The 19416-nt window shown below is 63.5% G+C and carries 23 protein-coding genes; 8 read left to right on the top strand and 15 right to left on the bottom strand.

What is annotated here, in order from left to right; translation table 11 throughout:
* Positions 1-39: 39 nt before the first annotated feature.
* The 5 genes from WOB96_RS08345 (at position 40) to WOB96_RS08365 (ending at position 4119) form a co-directional block, all read left to right on the top strand.
* A complete protein-coding gene (locus tag WOB96_RS08345; RefSeq protein ID WP_341370835.1) occupies positions 40-1395 on the top strand; it encodes a M16 family metallopeptidase in 1356 nt (451 codons plus the stop codon).
* On the top strand, positions 1385-2710 hold the full coding sequence (locus WOB96_RS08350) for a M16 family metallopeptidase (RefSeq protein WP_341370836.1): 1326 nt from the start codon (positions 1385-1387) through the stop codon (positions 2708-2710). Before WOB96_RS08345 ends, WOB96_RS08350 begins: the two co-directional genes overlap by 11 nt.
* Positions 2707-3297, top strand: a complete 591-nt coding sequence (rsmD, locus tag WOB96_RS08355) for a 16S rRNA (guanine(966)-N(2))-methyltransferase RsmD (RefSeq protein ID WP_341370837.1) — start codon at positions 2707-2709, stop codon at positions 3295-3297. Before WOB96_RS08350 ends, rsmD begins: the two co-directional genes overlap by 4 nt.
* A gap of 1 nt (position 3298) precedes the next feature.
* Positions 3299-3805 (top strand): pantetheine-phosphate adenylyltransferase, encoded by a 507-nt coding sequence (coaD, locus tag WOB96_RS08360; protein ID WP_341370838.1) that lies wholly within the window; start codon positions 3299-3301, stop codon positions 3803-3805.
* A gap of 62 nt (positions 3806-3867) precedes the next feature.
* Entirely contained in the window at positions 3868-4119 is a 252-nt protein-coding gene (locus WOB96_RS08365) for a YfhL family 4Fe-4S dicluster ferredoxin (RefSeq protein WP_341370839.1), read from the top strand.
* 6 nt (positions 4120-4125) lie between these two features.
* Here the strand turns inward: WOB96_RS08365 and WOB96_RS08370 are convergent, their stop codons facing one another.
* The 15 genes from WOB96_RS08370 to WOB96_RS08440 form a co-directional block, all read right to left on the bottom strand.
* Positions 4126-6099 (bottom strand): dynamin family protein, encoded by a 1974-nt coding sequence (locus WOB96_RS08370; protein WP_341370840.1) that lies wholly within the window; start codon positions 6097-6099, stop codon positions 4126-4128.
* An 8-nt stretch (positions 6100-6107) separates the two neighbouring features.
* Entirely contained in the window at positions 6108-6920 is an 813-nt protein-coding gene (mutM, locus tag WOB96_RS08375) for a bifunctional DNA-formamidopyrimidine glycosylase/DNA-(apurinic or apyrimidinic site) lyase (RefSeq protein ID WP_341370841.1), read from the bottom strand.
* Positions 6921-6929: 9 nt separating this feature from the next.
* Entirely contained in the window at positions 6930-7805 is an 876-nt protein-coding gene (gene prmC, locus WOB96_RS08380) for a peptide chain release factor N(5)-glutamine methyltransferase (protein ID WP_341370842.1), read from the bottom strand.
* Between the two features lie 21 nt (positions 7806-7826).
* Positions 7827-9119: a dihydroorotase gene (locus WOB96_RS08385; RefSeq protein ID WP_341370843.1), complete on the bottom strand. Its 1293-nt coding sequence runs from the start codon at positions 9117-9119 to the stop codon at positions 7827-7829.
* A 4-nt stretch (positions 9120-9123) separates the two neighbouring features.
* On the bottom strand, positions 9124-10116 hold the full coding sequence (locus WOB96_RS08390) for an aspartate carbamoyltransferase catalytic subunit (protein WP_341370844.1): 993 nt from the start codon (positions 10114-10116) through the stop codon (positions 9124-9126).
* Positions 10117-10124: 8 nt separating this feature from the next.
* Positions 10125-10631 carry a bifunctional pyr operon transcriptional regulator/uracil phosphoribosyltransferase PyrR gene (pyrR, locus tag WOB96_RS08395; RefSeq protein WP_341370845.1) on the bottom strand — a complete coding sequence of 169 codons (507 nt, stop codon included), beginning with the start codon at positions 10629-10631 and terminating at the stop codon, positions 10125-10127.
* Positions 10621-11046, bottom strand: a complete 426-nt coding sequence (gene ruvX, locus WOB96_RS08400; protein WP_341370846.1) for a Holliday junction resolvase RuvX — start codon at positions 11044-11046, stop codon at positions 10621-10623. Before ruvX ends, pyrR begins: the two co-directional genes overlap by 11 nt.
* A gap of 47 nt (positions 11047-11093) precedes the next feature.
* Entirely contained in the window at positions 11094-11657 is a 564-nt protein-coding gene (locus WOB96_RS08405) for a YqgE/AlgH family protein (RefSeq protein ID WP_341370847.1), read from the bottom strand.
* Between the two features lie 73 nt (positions 11658-11730).
* Positions 11731-12378, bottom strand: a complete 648-nt coding sequence (locus WOB96_RS08410) for an energy transducer TonB (RefSeq protein ID WP_341370848.1) — start codon at positions 12376-12378, stop codon at positions 11731-11733.
* A complete protein-coding gene (locus WOB96_RS08415) occupies positions 12333-12878 on the bottom strand; it encodes a Gx transporter family protein (RefSeq protein WP_341370849.1) in 546 nt (181 codons plus the stop codon). Before WOB96_RS08415 ends, WOB96_RS08410 begins: the two co-directional genes overlap by 46 nt.
* Positions 12862-13257 carry a NusG domain II-containing protein gene (locus WOB96_RS08420; protein ID WP_341370850.1) on the bottom strand — a complete coding sequence of 132 codons (396 nt, stop codon included), beginning with the start codon at positions 13255-13257 and terminating at the stop codon, positions 12862-12864. Before WOB96_RS08420 ends, WOB96_RS08415 begins: the two co-directional genes overlap by 17 nt.
* Positions 13257-14249, bottom strand: a complete 993-nt coding sequence (locus WOB96_RS08425) for an FAD:protein FMN transferase (protein WP_341370851.1) — start codon at positions 14247-14249, stop codon at positions 13257-13259. The genes WOB96_RS08420 and WOB96_RS08425 overlap by 1 nt, the downstream gene beginning before the upstream one ends.
* Positions 14250-14352: 103 nt before the next feature.
* Positions 14353-15294: a glutathione synthase gene (gshB, locus tag WOB96_RS08430; RefSeq protein WP_341370852.1), complete on the bottom strand. Its 942-nt coding sequence runs from the start codon at positions 15292-15294 to the stop codon at positions 14353-14355.
* Between the two features lie 9 nt (positions 15295-15303).
* Positions 15304-16605, bottom strand: a complete 1302-nt coding sequence (gene gshA / locus WOB96_RS08435; RefSeq protein ID WP_341370853.1) for a glutamate--cysteine ligase — start codon at positions 16603-16605, stop codon at positions 15304-15306.
* 34 nt (positions 16606-16639) lie between these two features.
* Complete coding sequence (locus tag WOB96_RS08440) at positions 16640-17389, bottom strand: 16S rRNA (uracil(1498)-N(3))-methyltransferase (RefSeq protein ID WP_341370854.1); 750 nt, start codon at positions 17387-17389, stop codon at positions 16640-16642.
* Between the two features lie 144 nt (positions 17390-17533).
* On the opposite strand from WOB96_RS08440, the gene WOB96_RS08445 reads away from it, so the two are divergent.
* Genes WOB96_RS08445 through WOB96_RS08455 form a run of 3 tightly spaced genes read left to right on the top strand, consistent with a single transcriptional unit; the run spans position 17534 to position 19293 of the window.
* On the top strand, positions 17534-18094 hold the full coding sequence (locus WOB96_RS08445; RefSeq protein WP_341370855.1) for a thioredoxin family protein: 561 nt from the start codon (positions 17534-17536) through the stop codon (positions 18092-18094).
* Positions 18087-18512: a hypothetical protein gene (locus tag WOB96_RS08450; protein ID WP_341370856.1), complete on the top strand. Its 426-nt coding sequence runs from the start codon at positions 18087-18089 to the stop codon at positions 18510-18512. The genes WOB96_RS08445 and WOB96_RS08450 overlap by 8 nt, the downstream gene beginning before the upstream one ends.
* A complete protein-coding gene (locus WOB96_RS08455; protein WP_341370857.1) occupies positions 18493-19293 on the top strand; it encodes an inositol monophosphatase family protein in 801 nt (266 codons plus the stop codon). The genes WOB96_RS08450 and WOB96_RS08455 overlap by 20 nt, the downstream gene beginning before the upstream one ends.
* Positions 19294-19416: the final 123 nt, after the last annotated feature.

Raw genomic sequence — 19416 nt, forward strand, 5'->3', positions numbered from 1 at the left:
GCGGGAATCACTATGATCCAATCAAGAAAAAAATCAAGCGTGGCGGTCGGGCTGGTCCTCTGGGCCTGTTCCGGCGCGCTGGCCCTGGCCGATCCGGTCACGGAATTTCAGCTGCCCAATGGCCTGAAAGTGCTGGTCAAACCGGATCATCGCGCGCCAGTGGTGACTTCGCAGATCTGGTACAAGGTGGGCTCCAGCTACGAGAGCAGCGGCTATACGGGCATCTCGCACGTGCTTGAGCACATGATGTTCAAGGGCACGCCCAAGACCCCGCCGGGCCGCTTTTCCCGCATCATTGCCGAACAGGGCGGGCGCGACAATGCCTTTACCAGCCGCGATTACACCGCCTATTTTCAGCAGCTCTCCGCCGACCGGCTCCCCATCAGCTTCGCGCTCGAGTCCGACCGCATGAAGAACCTGCTGTTGCGCGAGGAGGATTTCAGGAAGGAAGTGGAAGTCGTCAAGGAGGAGCGCCGCATGCGTACCGAGAACCAGCCGCGGGCGCGTACCGACGAGATGCTCATGGCAACCGCCTTCGTCGCCAGTGGTTACCATCATCCGGTGATCGGCTGGATGGGCGATCTCGACAGCCTCAAGGTCAGCGACCTGCGCCCCTGGTATCAGCGCTTCTACAGTCCCAACAATGCCACCCTGGTGGTGGTGGGCGACGTGCAACCGCAGGCGGTCAAGGCCCTGGCGGAAAAGTATTACGGGCCCATCAAGCCGTCCACGCTCCCGGAAATCAAGCCGCGGCCCGAGCCCGAGCAGGCAGGGGAGCGGCTGGTGAAGGTGCGGGCCCCGGCCCAGATTCCCTATCTGCTGATGGGTTACCATGTGCCACGCCTGACCCGCAAGGGCCCCAACGAGGAGGCCTATGCGCTGGAGGTGCTGGCGGGGCTCCTGTCCTCGGGCAAGAGCGCCCGCCTGGATCAGAATCTGGTGCGTGGCAGCCAGGTGGCGAGTGGCGTGGAAGCCGGATACGAGCTGGTCAGCCGTGATCCGGGCCTTTTCTATCTCGGTGGCACGCCGGCGAACGGCAAAAGCAATGCCGATCTGCGCAAGGCCCTGGAGGCAGAGATCCGCAAGCTGCAGGAACAGCCGGTGAACCCGGCGGAACTGGAGAAGGTCAAGGCGCAATTGGCCGCCGGCGAAACCTTCAGCCGCGATTCCGGTTTCTATCAGGCCATGCAGCTGGGCACCTATGAGACGGTGGGCCTGGACTGGCGCCAGTACGAGCAGTATGTGCCGGCCATCCGCGCCGTGACCCCCGCCCAGGTGCAGGCGGTCGCGCGCAAGTACCTGGTGGACAGCAATCGCACGGTGGCCGAACTCGATCCCTTGCCGCCGGTCAACCCGCAAGCGAATACCCAGGGAGCACCCGCCCATGCGCATTAAACTGCTCGGTTTTCTGTTCCTGCTCGTCCCCTTGCCGGCCCTGGCGGTCGACATCCAGACCTGGCAGCTCGAAAATGGCGCCAAAGTGCTCTTCGTCGAGAGCCACGAGATCCCGATGGCGACCCTGCGCGTGACCTTTGATGCCGGTTCGGCGCGGGACCCCGAGCAGTTGCCAGGCCTCGCGGCCTTCACGGCAGGTCTGCTCGAAGAAGGCGCCGGTGGCCTGAATGTGGATCAGCTCGGCGAACAGCTTGATCGCACTGGCGGACAGGTCAGCACCTTTGCTGATCGCGACCAGGCCGGCATTCAAGTAAAGACCCTCAGTGATCCGCAATTGCGCCAGCAGGTCGGTGAGCTGGCCGCGCTCATGCTGACCCGACCGGACTTCCCGGAGGACGCCATCGCCCGCGAGAAACAGCGCACCCTGGCCGGTATCGCCATGGAGGACGAGGACCCGGGCACTGTGGCGTCCAAGGCTTTCTTCAAGGCCGCCTATGGCGAGCACCCCTATGCGCACCCGACTTCTGGAACCCGCGACAGCGTGCCGCGTTTCCAGCGCCAGCATCTGCTCGACTTCTATAAGCAGTACTTCGTCGGCGCCAATGCGGTGGTGGCCCTGGTCGGCGACCTGAGCCGCCCGCAGGCCGAGGCCTGGGTGCGTCAGGTCGTCGGGCAATTGCCCCAAGGCAGCGCGCCGGCGCCACTGCCAGCCGCGCCGCGCCTGAATGCGCCGACAAAGCTCTTTGTCCACATGCCGGTCAACCAGACCACCATCTACATGGGTGAACCCGCGATGCGGCGCCTGAGCCCGGATTATTTTCCGTTGCTGGTCGGCAACTACACGCTGGGCGGCGGTGGATTCAGTTCGCGCCTGATGGAGGAGGTGCGCGAGAAACGTGGCCTTTCCTATAGCGTGTACAGCTATTTCATGCCCCTGCAGCAGCAGGGCCCCTTCCAGGCCGGGCTCCAGACTTCCACGAAGCAGGCTGCTGCCGCTCTGACGGTGATGCGTGACAGCATCGAGCGTTATACCAAGACCGGCCCGACTCCCCAGGAACTCAAGGCGGCCAAGGACAATCTCACCGGCAGTTTTCCCTTGCGCATTGATTCCAACGCCAAGATTCTGGAATATCTGAGTCTGATCGGTTTTTACGGGTTGCCGCTGAATTATCTGGACACCTTCCAGCAGCGGGTGGAACAGGTGAGGGCCGATGAGATCCGGCGCGCCATGGATCAGCACCTGAATCCGGCGCGTATGGCCGTGGTTGCCGTCGGCAGCGAGCCACCGGGACCGGACTTCACGCCTGCCCGATGAGCTTGCGCATCATCGCCGGACAGTGCCGGGGGCGGCGCCTGAAAACGCCCACCGGTACTGGGCTGCGCCCCACGCCGGACCGGGTGCGGGAAACGCTTTTCAACTGGCTGGCGCCCTATCTGCCCGGTGCCCGGATATTGGATCTCTTTGCCGGCAGTGGCGCGCTCGGGCTGGAGGCGCTCTCACGCGGCGCGCGCGAGGCGGCGCTGGTGGAGCGGGATCGGGCCCATCTGGCGATATTGCGGGAAAACGTGGCGCTTTGTGGCCTGCCGGGCGCGACTGTTCATGCCGTGGATGCCCTGGCCTATCTCAGGAGCAGCCCCAGCCCCTTTGATATCGTCTTCCTGGACCCGCCCTATGGCCAGGGCTGGGTGCCGCGCGTGGCGCAGCTGCTCGAAGCGGGCGGCTGGCTGGCCGGAGCGGCCTTGATCTATGGCGAGGTCGAGTCGGCTGCGGCTCCCGGCCTGCCTGCCACCCTGCCGGCGAACTGGCGGGTGATGCGCGAGCGGATCAGTGGTGGCGTGAGTTATAATCTCTATGCACGCGAGGCAGAAACTCCCGGACAGGTGTCTGGAGAGGAGGTCTGAGATGGAACGCGTCCTGTATCCGGGTACATTCGATCCCATTACCAATGGTCATGAGGATCTGGTTCGCCGTGGCGCCAAGCTTTTTACGGAAGTGGTGGTCGGTGTTGCGGCGGATACCGGCAAATCCGCGGTCTTTCCGCTGGAGCAGCGCGTCGCGCTCGTCAAGGGGGTGCTGGAAGACCTGCCCAACGTGCGGGTGCTGCCCTTTCACGGCCTGCTGGTCAATTTTGTTCACGCCCAGCAGGCGCGCATCATCCTGCGCGGTCTGCGGGCGATCTCCGACTATGAGCATGAGTTCCAGCTCGCCTCCATCAACCGCCGCATGGACGCGCAGATCGAAACCCTGTTTCTGATGACCAGCGATCACAATACCTTTCTGTCTTCCAGCCTGGTGCGCGAGATCAGCCGCCTGGGTGGGGACGTCAGCCCTTTCGTGCACCCGCAGGTCGCCAGAGCCCTGAGCCGTCATTATCAGGAAGCAGCTGATCGGCCAGTGCAGCTGTTGTAAGCTATCGGGTATTGCATCATGGCGATGCCCGTTTTCCGATTCAATTAAAGAAGGGGAAGCCCATGGCCCTCATGATCACCGATGAATGTATCAATTGTGATGTCTGCGAGCCGGAATGCCCCAACGGGGCCATTTCGCAAGGCGAGGAATACTACGTCATCGATCCCGGTCTCTGCACCGAGTGCGTTGGCCACTATGATACGCCTCAGTGCGTGGATGTCTGCCCGGTGGAGTGCATCCTGACCAATCCCGAGCACGAGGAGAGCAAGGAAACCCTGCAGCAGAAATTCCTGACGCTCACCGGCCAGGCCTGATCGCAATCAGGCCGAGGTGCGCACCGCTTCGGTCCGTTCCTGATCTTCCAGCAAGGCCTTGAGCGACAGATAAATCTGCTTGCTGCGTTGTTGCTGCGCCTGCCGTTCCGCGATCTCGGCCCTGACCTGCGTGATCCGGGTGTCCAGGTTGTCGAGCACCTGCTCGATGTCCTGCAGGGTCTGCACCTGTTGCTGGATGCGCTGCATATGACGCTCCATCTGGCTTTCCATGATCGTGATCGCCTCATCTACCCAGGTGCGCGCCTGCACCAGGGTCTCTGCCACAAAGTCGCGGGTCCGCTGGGCCACGGTCAGGAAGGCCTTGCGCACCACGGTGCTCTGGGTGTTCACCGCGATCTCCAGACGCTTGCCGAAGCGCTCGTATTGCTCGGCCATTTCCTGCAGTTCCGCCCGACGCGGCAGGATGGCATAGGGCAGCGCATCCAGGTGGCTCAGGCCATGGCGCTGCTCCAGGTCGCTGTAACAGGCCAGCATGAGTGAACTCAGGCGCTCGACCCCGTTCAGGGCCAGATCAAATCGGTCCATGGCTTCGGTGAAAAAGCGCCGTAGCCGCTCCTGTATGCCCGCCGTGGTCCAGGCACTGAGCATCTCGTTCTTGGCATTGCTGATGATCAGGTCCAGCCCCACTGGATCCAGGGGCGCGAAAAGCTGGCTGCCTGCCTGTTCCAGCAACTCGCGTTTCTTCTTTTCAAAGCGGCTGCGCTCATCCTCGAAGCGGCTGATGGCCCGCTGATGCTGGGCCAGCAGGGCCGGCACCTTGCTTTCGCCATTGCTTTTCAGATCCGTCAGGGAAGCAAGGTTCTGTTCCAGCTCATGGATCTGACCCTTGAGCAGCACCTGATGCTCTGACAGCAGCCGGCCCAGGGTATCGCGCACTTCATGACAGATGCGCTCGCGCCGAGCCGGGATCAATTGCCGGGCAATGGCGTCTTCCAGGGCCTCGATGCGGCTTTGCTCGATCAGTGCGGCCTGATTCTTCACGCGCCCGATCAGGGCCTTCTGGGCGGACACGGCGATGACCTGCCGTGCGTCGATCCCGAGCCGCTCGGCCGTGCGGGCCACTTGTACCGCGATCTCTCGCTCGATCTCGGCCGGGGCTTTCAGTTCGTCCCAGAGCGTATCGATCTTGTTGAGCACCACCAGATGATTCTGGCGCGGGTTGCTGGCGATGTAATTTTCCCAGATATCCAGATCCGAGTGCGTGACGCCGGTGTCCGCGCTGAGGATGAAGATGACCGCATTGGCCTCCATGAGCATGGACAGGGTCAGTTCCGGTTCCGCGCCAATGGCGTTGAGGCCCGGCGTGTCGAGGATGTTCAGTCCGGCGGCGAGAATGGGATGGGGCAGATTGATGATGGCATGACGCCAGCGCGGGATCTGTACCTTGCCCAGACCGCAGGAGGGGCAGATGCTGTGCTGGCGATTCCTGGGTGTCTGGTTCAGCGGCGGACACAGCCCGATCTTACGTGCCTCTTCCAGGGCCACGCAGCTCGTGTCGGTGAGCTGCTTGAGTGCTGCATTGCGCTGCGCCGGCTGGTCCAGCAAAAGCGGCAATTTGCGCCAGATGCTCTGGGAGCGCTTGAGGTCCTGAATGGTGTGATCCAGGGCGCGGCTGGTAATGGGCAGCAGGCGCAGGCCCGGCACGCCAAGCCCGGCATGCTGGATCTCCACTGGACACATGGTGGTCTGGCCCGAACTCGAAGGCAACAGCCGGCCGCCGAACTCGCTGAAGAAAAGCGCGTTGATCAGTTCCGACTTGCCGCGTGAAAACTCACCAACAAAGGCGGCCCGGACGCTGTCATTGGCGATGGCATGGGCGAGATTGCCCAGACGCAGCAGGCTGCTGCCCGGTAGCAGGCCGGTGAGGGCAAGCTGTTCTTCGAGCTGCTGGATCAGGCCGGCAACCTGCCCGCGCCAGCCATTGAAGGCATTCAGTTGGTCAAGAATGGGTTGCTGCATGGACTTCCTTATGTCTGGCACTTGGGGCAATGAAAGGTGCTGCGCTGTCCAATCCGGGTTTGGCGGATGACATTGCCGCAAAGCGCGCAGGGCGCTCCCTCGCGTCCGTATACCTGCAAAGATAGAACAAAATATCCCGGCTTGCCGCTGGGCGCGGAAAAATCACGTAAAGTCGTGCCGCCGGCCTCGATGGCTTCCTGCAGCACGGTCTTGATGGCCTGGGCCAGCCGCGCATGACGCGCGCCGCTGATCCTGCCCGCTGCCCGCGCCGGATCGATTCCGGCCCGGTAGAGCGCCTCGTTGGCGTAGATGTTTCCCACCCCGGCCACCACCCGGGCATCCATGATGAATTGCTTGACGGCCTGCTGCTTGTTTCGAGCGCGTGCGGCGAGATAGGCGCCGTCAAATGCCGGAGACAGAGGCTCCGGACCGATGTCCGCCAGCAGCTTCGGCTCGCTGCCAGCCGGGTACCAGAGCAGGGCGCCGAAGCGGCGCGGATCATGCAGGCGCAGCACAAAGCCATCGTCGAGCAGCAGATCGACATGATCATGCGGGCGGAGCGGAGTATCGGTCGGGACTACCCGCAGGTTGCCGGACATACCCAGATGCAGCAGCAGGAAACCACTTTCCAGATCGATGATGAGATATTTGGCGCGCCGGCGCACCTGCAGTATCTGCTGGCCGTGCACCTTCGCGTCGAGATCCTCGGGGACCGGCCAGCGTAGCCGGGGATTGCGCACGATCGCACCCGCAATGGTGTGCCCCAGCAGATGGGGTTCGATCCCCCGGCGGGTGGTTTCGACTTCAGGTAGTTCGGGCATGCAGGGCCTTTATTGGGGTGGCACTTGGCCGCCGCTGACCCGCTCGCGCCCGCCCAGGTCCAGGCGTGTCTGGACCTGCTGATAGCCGGTATTTGTGAGCAGATCCCGCACCGCCTGGCCCTGCTCGAAGCCATGCTCCAGCAGCAGATGTCCGCCGGGCTCGAGATGGCCAGGGGCCGTGCGGATGATATGCCGCAGGGCATCGAGACCGTCCGGGCCGCTGATCAGGGCTTCCAGGGGCTCATCCTGGAGCGCGTTCAGGTGTGGGTCGTCGGCGGCGATATAGGGCGGGTTGCTGACGATCAGATCAAAACGCAAATCAGTTGCTAATGGCGCGAACCAGTCGCCCTGCAGCCAGCGCACGCTTAGCCCAAGCGCCTGGCCATTGTTTTGTGCAACTGCGAGGGCCCGGGCGCTGCGCTCCACCGCAAACACCCTCGCCTGCGGGCGCTCGCGGGCCAGCGCCAGGGCAATGGCGCCACTGCCGGTGCCCAGATCGAGAATGTTGCCCTTGAAAGTTGGGGGTAGCCGCTCAAGTGCCGATTCGACCAAAATTTCCGTATCCGGACGCGGGATGAGCACGGCGGGGCTGACAGCCAGCTCCAGGTTCCAGAAGGCCCAGTGGCCCAGAAGATAGGCCAGGGGGCGGCCACCAAGCCGCTCGGCAATCATTTCCTCAAGTCGTGCAATGATTGTTGGCGCTGCCGCCTGGTCGCTCTCGCGCAGCAGAAAGCCCCGGTCCACTTGTAGTACCTGCATCAGCAGCAGTTCGGCCTCCAGGCGCGGGACGTCCGAAATCCCGGCCAGCAGTGTCTGGATCTGGCGTTGCAGGTCCTGGATGCGCGGCCCGCTGAGGGTCGGGGCGGGGCGGGAAGGGATAGGCATGCGCGAGGACCCCGGTGAGGGCTAACTGCCCGGCCGGCAAAATACCTGTCGTCCGCCAACGAAGGTATGGCGCACGACGCCGCGCAGCTCCCAGCCGCCGTAGGGGCTGTTCTTGCCGCGCGACAGGAAGCGTTCGGGATCGACGACGAATCGCGCCTCGGGATCAAACAGGCAAAGATCCGCCGGCGCGCCCACGGCCAGGGTGCCGGCGGAAATCCCCAGGATGCGCGCCGGGCCGGTCGTCACCCGCGCCAGGGCATCCTTCAGATCCAGCACGCCTTCATCCACCAGACGCAGTACCAGCGGCAGCAGGGTATCGAGCCCGCTGATGCCAAAGGGCGCGCTGTGGAAGGTGTCGCGGCTCAGGTCCGCATGCCAGGGGCTGTGATCGCTGCTGATGGCGGCGAGCGTGCCGGCGCGCAGGGCGCTACGCAGGGCGTCACGGTCCCGATGCGTGCGCAGGGGCGGGCAGGTCTTGGCGTGCACGTCGAAATAGCCGATGTCGTAATGCGTCAGGTGCAGGTGGTGGATGCTGACGTCGGCGCTGAGGGGCAGGTTGTTGCCCATCCGGCTGAATTGCTCCAGGCTGGCGGCACTCGACAGATGCTGGATGTGTACGCGGGCGCCGGTCAGCTCGATGAGGCTCAGGTCCCGCATCAGGCCGATCACTTCGGCGGCCGTTGCCTGTCCGGCCAGGCCCAGGCGGGTGCTGACCTCACCCTCATGCATGTCCCACCTGCCGAGCGTGGCATCCTCGCTGTGGAGAAACACCGGGATTTTCAGGCTGGCGGCATATTCTAGGGCATTGCGCAGCACCCGGGCGTTCTGGATGGGATGATCAGCGTTGCTCATCGCCAGGGCGCCGGCATCGCGTAAGGTGGCCATCTCGGCGAGCTGCTCGCCCTGGAGCTGCTGGGTCAGGGCACCCAGCGGGTAAAGTCTTGCCAGACCCAGCTCTGCGGCGCGGCTGCGCTGATACTGGATGACGCTGGCTGCATCGGCCACGGGCTCGGTATCGGGCGGACAGGCCAGGCTGGTAATGCCACCGGCCACGGCTGCCCGCAGTTCGCTTTGCAGATCGCCATGTTGCGGCTCGCCCGGATCACGCAGGCGCGCGCGCAGATCCACCAGTCCCGGACAGAGCACCAGCCCACTGGCATCCAGGGTCTCGTCCGGCTGGAAGCCCTGCGGCGGCTCGCCACGGCCGACGATCAGCCCAGCGGCAATGAAAAGATCCTCGCGGCCCTCGAAGCCGCTGGCCGGATCGATCAGGTGTGCGTTGATGATGCGTCGAGAGATGGGCCTGTTGTTCATGGCGCTATGACGGGTTTCCGGTCTGTTGTGGTTCGCGCGCGCCCGCGAGCTGGCTTAGCACGGCCATGCGGATCGCCAGGCCATGGGTCACCTGCGGCAGGATGACGGCACGCGGGCCGTCGGCCACCGCCGAGTCGATCTCCACGCCGCGGTTCATGGGCCCTGGGTGCAGCACGATGGCAGCCGGGTCGGCATAGTCCAGGCTGCGTTCGCTCAGGCCATATTCGGCAAAGTATTCAGCGAAGCTCGGCAAGAGACTCGCTTCCATGCGCTCTTTCTGCAGGCGCAGCATGGTGATGACATCCACGCCATACAGCCCCTCGCGCAGGTCATGATAGACCCGTACGCCAAGATGCTCGACCTGGGCCGGCAGCAGGGTTTTCGGTGCTATCACGCGAATATCCGGACAGCCGAGAGTGGCCAGGGCATGGATCTGCGAGCGCGCCACTCTTGAGTGCAGGATGTCGCCGACGATGGCCACCTTCAGGTTCTCGATCGGGCCCTTGTAGCTGCGGATGGTGAAAACGTCCAGCAACCCTTGCGTGGGGTGGGCATGGCGACCGTCACCGGCATTGATCACCCAGGCATCCTGGTCCACGTGGCGGGCCACGAGATGGCTGGCGCCGGCGTCCTGATGACGGATCACGAAGCCATCCACATGCATGGCCATCAGGTTGTCGATGGTGTCGAGCAGGGACTCGCCCTTGCTGCGGCTGCTGGTGGCGACATTGATGTTGAGCACGTCGGCGGACAGGCGCTTGGCCGCCAGTTCAAAGGTGGTGCGGGTGCGGGTGCTGTTCTCGAAAAAGAGGTTGACCACGGTCCTGCCGCGCAGGGTGGGCGTCTTCTTGACGGCGCGCTCGCCGATCTGCAGGAAGGATTCGGCGGTGTTGAGAATCTCCAGTAGCAGGTGTTCCGGCAGGCCCTCGATGCTGAGCAGGTGCCCGAGACGCCGATCCGGGCGTAGCTGCGGGTTGCCGCCAGGGCGGTTGGACATGAAAAGATTCATGCGGGGCTATCGGCGCCCTGCTGTTGGCGGATCTCCAGACGCAGGGGCTCGGGCCCGGTCAGCTTGATCTGTTCGCCAGATTGCAGGGGTTGGTACATGCCGACGACATCCGCCTGGATGGGCAGTTCGCGACCATCGCGATCCACCAGCACCGCCAGGGTGATCTGTGCCGGGCGGCCATAATCGAAGATCTCGTTCAGGGCGGCGCGGATAGTGCGCCCGGTATGCAGGACGTCATCCACCAGCAGGATGTGGCGGTTGTCGACATCGAAGGGGATGTGCGAGGCCCGCACCTGGGGGTGCAGGCCAATGCGGGTGAAGTCATCCCGGTAAAAGGAAATGTCCACCTGGCCCGCTTCCGTCTCCAGATCGAGCCGGCGCTGCAGGGCCTCGGCCACCCAGACCCCGCCGGTATAGATGCCGATGATCGCGGCATCGTCCGGCAGGCGAGAGCGCAGTTTTTCCGCCATCTGATCAAGTACTGCCTCGATGTCATCCCTCATCCGCTCCCCCCTTGCCTGCCTGTTCCACGAGAAAACTGTCCAGGATCATCCGTGCGGCCGTCTGGTCGAGGAGTTTAGCACGTTTGGCTGCAGGCAGGCCGCTCTCACGCAGTTCCTCTTCGGCGGCGAAACTGCTGAGCCGCTCATCCACGAAGTAGGGTTGCAGATGATATCGTCCCGCCAGGCGATTGCCAAAGCGCTTGGCTCGCGGGGTCATGGGTCCGGGGCTGCCGTCCATGTTCACGGGCAGACCGATCACCAGGGCATGGGGCTCCCAGTCGGCCATGAGGCGATCGAGCGCATCCCAGTCGAGGCCATTTGGCCCGTTGCGCACGGTGGCGATGCCCTGCGCACCGTTGCCCGGCAGACTGGCGAAGGCCACCCCAATGCGTCGCAGGCCAAAGTCAAAGCCCATGAAGCGTCTGAATCTGTCCGGCAGCATCCCCTCAGGCCAGCACGCGTTCAGGCATGTCCCGCCACGTCCGACAGCAGCAACAGATCCACGCCGATGGATTTCGCGGCACTGTGCCAGCGCCGGTCCACGCCCTCGTCGAAAAGGAGCTGCGCGGTGGCGGGCACATTGAGCCAGCTGTTTTCCATGAGCTCGGCCTCCAGTTGTCCGGCATCCCAGCCGGCATAGCCCAGGGCGAGCAGAAAATGATCGGGCCCGCCATGTCCGCTGGCAAGCGCCTCCAGGATGTCCTTGGAAGTGCTCAGCGCGATCTCATCGCTGACCGGCAAGGAGGAACTCCAGTTCCCGACTGGCGCGTGCAGCACGAAACCACGTTCCGGCTGCACCGGCCCACCCCAGTGAACGGGGCGCATATTGACGCTGAAGGGGCCTTCCGGCAGGCCGATCTGGCTGAAGACGTCGCCGAGGGTCAGGTCGAGCACCCGGTTGACCACGAGCCCCATGGCGCCCTCGGCGCTGTGCTCGCAGATATATATGACACTCTGATGAAAGTCCGGAGCGGCCAGCGCCGGCATGGCAATGAGGCACTGGTTCTTGAGCGAGGGAAAGGACATGGGCAGAATCCTGTCTGGTCAGACAACTATGAAATTCATTGAAACACGTTTGTGCGGCCCGGCCAATATCTGCTCAGTACACTTCGCCGGCGCGGAAATTCAGGGTGCGGATGATATGCAGGACCGCAGTATCGCCTTTCAGTTCCGGCGGGAAGGGGTCAAAGGGTGCCGCCATCTCCACGAAACGGCGAGCAGCAGCATCGAGTAGCGGTATTCCCGACGAACGCAAGATGGCAATGCCGGCCAGGCTGCCATCCGGGCGCAGGCTGACGTCCAGCACCAGGCTGCCATGCAGGTGCCGGTCCCGCGCCTCGGATGGATAGTTCAGGTTACCGACGCGCTCCACCTGCTGGCGCCAGACTTCGAGATACTGCTGATGAATGCTGTTGCGGGTATCCGCAGTGAGAAAGCGTTCCTGACCGCTGGGTAGGTCCAGCGCCAGCTCGGTGCCTTCAGGCGCGGCATCCATCTTGCCGCCGGGTTCGCTAAATTCTTTCAATTGACCCTGGACGGGAGCAGGGGAAAGCTCCACTTCAATCGGTTGCGGCGGCAACTGCTTGGGTGCCGGATGCGGGCGGAAACCCACGCCCAGCAGCAGCATCAGATGCAGCAGTGCCGACAGCAGCAGCCAGGGAAACAGGCGATCGCCCGCCTGGCACATGGCTTGCCAGGACATCAGGGCCGGCCCGAAGGGCGGCTGGCGAGCTGAAACAGAATCCAATGTGCGATCAAACCGTTGAAGGTCCCGAAAATGAGGCTGGCGGCCAATAAGGGCGGCAGCAGCCAGAACACGCCTGCATGCTGTACGAATACAAGATAGGCCATGAGAAACTGTGCGCCTATGTGCGCCATCGCGGCCAGCAGGGAAAACCCCAGGGGCCCGAAGCCGCGCCCCGGCAGCCAGCGGGCCGGCCAGAGTATCAGCAGGCTGCCCAGGGCGCCGGCCAGGCTCAGCCAGAAGGTCGGGCTGAACAGGGTCCCGAGCAGCAGCGCGCTCACCAGTACCCGCAACAGGCTGACCCAGACCGCATCCCGATAACCGTAACGGCACAGGGTCACGATGACCACGATGTTCGCCAGCCCCGGTTTCAGGCCGGGGAGCAGTGGCGGCAGGGCGCTTTCGACGATGTGCAGGGAGACCGCCAGCGCGGTCAGGCTGGCAATGCGCCAGTCCTCGCGACTGATTGCGCGTACCCCGTCCACCTCACTCGGCGATGGCATCGAGTTTCTGGTTCCCGGGAGCTTCACCCGGAATCAGGACCAGCACATGGTTGGGCACGCAGGCGGCACTGTCCTGGGCCTTTTCCTGCCAGCCGGCGCGAATGCATTGCTTGCCCGAGCAGGGACTGGAAACCACATGCGCCCGGCCGTCATGGATCTCGACCAGGGTCGGCCCCAGCGGTCCCTCGACCGTGACCCGTCGATCCTGATCCAGCGGCAGCTCGGCAATCAGCGTCTTGCCTTCGAAGATCTGCACCGTCCTGCCCGCCGCGCGGCTCTGATTCATCCACAGCAGCACCGGCAGGAGCAGCAGCAGGATGAGGATCAGCACGCGGTCGGCGGGGGTGCTGGCCTCACGCAGCCATTTCCAGGCAGTCATCAGGCGGCCTGTCCTGAATCGGTGGGTGGCAAGGGCAGGGCGCGCACCCGGGCCCTGACGCCAGGCGCAAACTCCAGCAGGGGCTTCATCGCCGGCGTCACCCAGACCTGGCCGTTTTCCTCGACCACCAGGGCCTTGTCGATGCCGAGCCGGCTCGCCATGCGCGGCCAGTCGCGCGGGCCGGCGATGAAAAGCGCCTTGGAGGCGAGTTCGCCGCGCAGGCCGGTTGGCGTCACCACCGTCACCGAGATCAGGCCACGCGCCGGTGCACCGCTGCGCGGGTCCAGAATGTGATGATAGCGGGTACCCCGATGGATGAAGTAGCGTTCATAGTCGCCAGAAGTCAGCACGCTCATGTTCTCGGCCGTCCTGAGCGCGGCCAGTACCCCATCTCCGCGTGGTGCGCGGATGCCGATGCGCCAGGGCTCACCCCCCTTGCTGCCGGCTACCCGCAGATTCCCGCCCAGATTGACCACGGCATCATGGATGCCATAGCGGGCCAGCTCATCGATCACCACATCCACGGCATATCCCTTGGCCAGGCCACCGAAATCGAGAATCAGGGCCGGGCTGTCCGAGCGCGCCATCCAGGCGCCGCTGGAATCCTGGCGTAGCTGCAGATGCCCGATGCCCACGCCCTTCTTGAGCAATTCCTCAATGGCAGACAGGCTGGGCGGCGGATGTTGAATGCCGGGGTCCGGCGCCTCCTTGAATCCCCAGAGGGCGGTCAGGGCGCCGAGGCCAGGGTCGAACAGTCCCTGGCTTTCAGCGTGATAACGAAGCGCGGTGCGCAGCAATGGCAGCAGTTGCGCCGGCACGGGCACCCAGTTTCCTCCCCGGATGCTGGCATTGAACTGCGCGAGTGCTGCGCCGGATTCCCAGGGGTGCCAGGTTTGGTTCAGCGTGTCGAGAGTTTTGAGAGCGGATTGCAGAGCCGCCTGCGTCTGGGCATTGTCGGGGGCATGGACGCTGATGCTTGCCAGCGTACCCATCACCAAGGACTGCTGGCTCTGGACGGACTTTCTGGCACAGCCTGTCAGCACAGCAAGGACGAGAGTCAGTGAAACGAGTACGAGTGGCCAGCCTTTCATCAACTTACTGGATACCTGCCTCGATGACATCAAAGAGTTTGGCGCAGACATTCAGGCCAAAGAAGCGATCGATTTCCTGCACGCCGGTGGGGCTGGTGACGTTGATCTCGGTGAGAAATCCACCGATCACATCCAGGCCCACAAAGATCAGCCCGGCCTCACGCAGGCTCGGGCCCACCCGTCGGCAGATCTCCAGATCGCGCTCACTGAGTTCGGCGGCCACGCCTGTCGCGCCGGCGACCAGGTTGCCGCGGAAATCATTGGCGGCAGGCACCCGCAGCATGCCGCCCGGCATGGGTTCGCCATTGACCATCAGGATGCGCTTGTCGCCCTCGCGCACGGCGGGAATGTAGCGTTGCGCCATGATGTAATGCGCCCCGCCGCCGGTCACGGTTTCCAGGATGCTGCCGACATTGCGGTCGCCGGCATGCAGGTAGAACACGCCCTCGCCGCCGCGGCCATAGAGCGGCTTGACGACGATCTCGCCTTCCTCTTCCAGAAAGGCCCGTAGCTGCCCGATATCCCGGCTGACCCGGGTGACCGGCATCAGTTCCGGGAAATGCAGGGCATAGAGCTTTTCGTTGGCATTGCGCAGGCTGACCGGGTTGTTGACGACCCAGGTACCGGCATGTTCCAGCAGGTAGGTGGCAAAGATGTAATCCATGTCAAAGGGCGGGTCCTTGCGCATCAGGACCACATCCATGTCCGACAGTGGCCGCAGCTCCGCCTCTCCCAGCGTGAAATGCGCCTCTTCCACCCTTTGCACCTGCACCGGCCGCAGCCGTCCCAGGGTCCTGCCATCGCGCACGGATAAATCCGCCATTTCCAGATAGAAGCATTCATGGCCACGCGCCTGGGCTTCCAGCAGCATGGCGAAGGTGCTGTCCTTTTTGATATTGATGCCCGTGATCGGGTCCATCAGGAAGGCGACTTTCAGGGATCTCATAGCGGGTTCTCAGAAGGGCAGGGTACGCTGCATCTCGGCCAATTCGCGCGCGGCGGCCACCAGGGCCAGGCGGGCGATCACGCCATAGGCATAGAAGCGGTTGGGGCAGTCATCCGGCTGGCCCTCGGGGTCCGGCAGGTTGCAGTTCTGGGCAAAGGCCAGTGGCGTGAAATGCATGCCGGGGGCGTTGAGGTTTTCCTCATCACTGCGGTCGGTGTGGACCCGATAGAAGCCGCCCACCACCTGCGAGTCGATCATGTAGACCACGGGTTCGGCCACGGCGTTGTCGACCGTCTCGAAGGTGAACACCCCTTCCTGAATGAAGACGTCGCTGACCTGGGCGCCTTCCTTGACCGTGGCCATCTTGGTGCGTTCCTTGCGGTTCAGGTCGCGCAGCTCCTCGCCATCCTTGACCATCATGATGCCCATGCCATAGGTGCCGGCATCCGCCTTCACCACCACGAAGGGCTCGCGCGTGATCCCGTGCTCCGCGTACTTGGCGCGAATGGCATCGAGCGTCTCGTTCACGTTCTGCACCAGGCAGTCCATACCGCTTTTTTTCATGAAGTCGATCTGGTCGCATTTGCGAAATTCCGGATCGATCGACCAGGCATCCAGTTCGAGGAGGCTGGCAAGCTCCTTGGCGACCGCCCGGTAGTGGGCGAAATGCATCGACTTGCGCCGCGTGCTCCAGCCACCCACCAGCGGTGGAAAAATCGGCTGTTCCAGTCCTTCCAGGATCTCCGGCCGGCCCGCCGACAGGTCATTGTTCAGCAGTAACAGTTCCGGATCGAAGCCCGGCGTGCCGATGCGATTACCCTGACGCTGCAAGGGCTCCTGCATCAGGTGCTGGCCCGAGGGCAGATCAAAGCGGGTGCTTTCCCGGACATCTCGGGACAGGCTGCCCACGCGCACCTGCAATCCCGCCAGCTCCAGCAGGCGCTTCAGGCGCAGTACATTCTCCAGATAAAACAGGTTGCGCGTATGGTTTTCCGGAATCAGCAGCACGCGCTCGAGCCCCGGATTGTGCCTGTTGATGAAATTCTGGATGGCGGACACGCAAAGCGGATAGAAATCCGGGTTCAGATTGTTGAAGCCCGCCGGAAACAGATTGGTATCCACCGGCGCCAGCTTGAAACCGGCATTGCGCAGATCCACCGAGGCATAAAAGGGTGGCGGTGTGGCTTGCCACTGACAACGAAACCAGTGCTCGATCTGGGCCTGCTTTTCCAGCATGCGGGCTTCCAGGGCATGCAGGGGCCCTACCATGGCAGTGGTCAGATGCGGAACCTGAAAAGACGCTGACGGCATGAGCAGTTTCCTGAAATAGGTTGTTCGGATGTTGTTACCAGTCGCCCCAGAGTGTCTGCACCGCCGCCAGCGCGGCCATGCCGGCGGTTTCGGTGCGCAGGATTCTCGGACCCAGGCGGATGCCGGTGAACCCTGCCGCCGCGGCGGCCTGGACCTCGGCTGCGCTCAGGCCACCTTCCGGGCCGATGAGTAATGTGACCGATGTTCCTCGCGGATGCTCCAGATCACGTAGTCCCTGGCAGGCGCCGCCGTGCAGGACCAGTCTTAGACCGCATTCGGCCTGTGCCAGTGCGCTGGCGAAATCCAGCGCGGGCAGCACCATCGGCACGCGGTTGCGGCCGGACTGTTCGCAGGCGGCAATGGCGATATCCTGCCAGTGCTGGCGCCGCTTCTCTGCCTTGTCCGCATCCAGGCGCACCACGGTCGCGCTACAGAAAACGGGCCGGATGCTGGCCACCCCGAGTTCCACGGCCTTCTGCACGGTGAAATCCATCCGTTCGCCCTTGGAAATCCCGGCCAGCAGGTGCACGGCAAGCGGGGACTCGCGATTTACCGCGCACTCTTCCAGTACCCGCAGGCGGGTCGCCTGCGGGTCGGCCTGGGTGATCTCGGCCAGATACTCCCGGTTGTCGCCATTGAAGAGTGTCACCCGGGCCCCGGTACCCTGACGCAGCACCCGGATCAGATGCCGGCTCGGCGAAACCGCAAGCACGGTCTCGGCACCAAGTTCGAGCGGGGCTTGCGTATGAATCCGGATTTCGCGCATCCGTGCAATGTAACACATACCCCGGATTTCAAGTAAAGACCACATGTCTGCTACCAAAAGACCATTGATCCCTTGAGACCTTTCCCGCTTGAGGATAGATTTGGGGTATCGACATAGTGCGGATTGATTCCGCAAGGCATGCAGCAAGGGAAGGGATAAGACATGGTAAGTCTGGTTACACCGGCGGGAGAAATCGGCATGCAGGCGCCAGAATTCGAGCTGCCCGGCGTGGACGGTCGGCGCTATCGGCTGGCTGATTGCATGGGGGAGCGCGGCCTGCTGGTCATGTTCATCTGCAATCACTGCCCTTACGTGAAAGCCATCGAGGATCGCATCATCCGCGATGCCCGCGAGCTGGCGGAGCATGGCATTTCCAGCGTGGCCATCAGCGCCAATGATCCCGCCGATTATCCCGAGGACAGCTTCGAGAACATGGCGCGGCGCGCCCGGGAAAAGGACTATCCCTTCCCCTATCTCTTCGATGAAACGCAATCGGTCGCCAAGGCCTATGGTGCGGTCTGCACGCCGGATTTCTTTGGCTTCAATGCACAATATCAGCTTCAATACCGTGGCCGGCTCGATGCCAGCCGCAAGGAAACCGCTCCGGACGCCCCGCGTGACCTCTTTGAGGCCATGCTGCAGGTGGCGCGCACCGGCCGCGGGCCGGAAACCCAATGGCCCAGCATGGGCTGCTCGATCAAATGGCGGAGTGAACATGCGTGATGATGAGTGTCGCCGGCCACCGCTCTGGGAGCGTCGTGAGGGCCATGTGGCCTCCTGGATCTATAACAAGGCGCACCTGCTGCTGGCCCGGCAGCCGGCTCCCATCTTCGTGCCCTTGCGCAATGTCAGCCTCATGGCCATCCTGCACCCACAGGAGTGGGTTTTCTGCGACTACATCGGCGGTCGGCTCACCGTCAGCAGCTGGCATGATTTCCGCCCCCAGGAGCGGGATTCCCTCGAAGAGCCGGTGAACTGCCTCTTTGACCTCTACTCGCCCGAAGCGGAAATTGCCCTCAAGCGCCTGCCCATGGAATTTGCCCATGGTCTGGAGCATGCCCTGGCGAAAACGGTACCGCAGACCGATGCAAGAATTCTTCCCCTGACCGGATCGCGTCCTCATGATCGCTACCCTTCCTGACCCCGCGTTTGTTGCCGGCCTGCTGCGCCAGGCGGCTTCAGGCTGCGTGATGCCCTATTACAGCGAAACCCGGTCATCCCGCAAGGCGGATGGCAGTATCGTCACCCAGGCCGACCTGCACTGCCAGTCCTTTCTGCAACAGGCCCTCTTCCAGGCCTATCCCGATATTCCCCTGCTGGGCGAGGAAATGGAGCCCGATGAGCAGGCCGAGCTGCTCGAGAAGAGCCGGACAATGCCCATCTGGGTACTCGATCCGGTGGATGGCACGAGCAACTTCGCCGCCAGCCTGCCGATCTTCGGCATCTCCCTGGCCCTGCTGCAGGCCGGAGAGGCGCATATGGGCTGGGTCTATGATCCGGTTCGGGACGAGATGTTCTTCGCCGAACGGGGCAGGGGCGCCTGGCTGAATGATGAGCGCATGGAAGGCCGGGCCGCCGTTCCGATGAAGCGTGCCGTCGGCGTGATCGACCTCAAGCGCCTGCCGCTGGCAATGCGCCAGCGCCTGGTGTCGGAAATGCCTTTCCACAGCCAGCGCAGCTTTGGCTCGGCTGTCATCGAATGGTGCTGGCTGGCGGCCGGTCGCTACCACTTCTACCTGCATGGTGGTCAAAAACTCTGGGATATCGCCGCTGGCAACCTCATTCTTGCCGAAGCCGGTGGCGTCATGCAGGCCCTTGATGGCAATCCCCTGCGTCTTGATGCGCTCCGCAGCCAGTCCGTGCTCGCCTGTCTCGACACCGCGCTGCTTGCGGAGTGGCGCGACTGGCTGGCACCGGGTTGAGTGCCCTCATGTCCGGCTTGTCTGCGACAGGCCGGCACGATAGGATTGCCCAACAATATCCGGTGGCAGTCCATGACTGGCACGCAGGCCCGGACCTGACCGCTCAATCATCAAACCTCAAGG

It is taken from the genome of Thermithiobacillus plumbiphilus (genome assembly GCF_038070005.1).
GTDB lineage: Bacteria > Pseudomonadota > Gammaproteobacteria > Acidithiobacillales > Thermithiobacillaceae > JBBPCO01.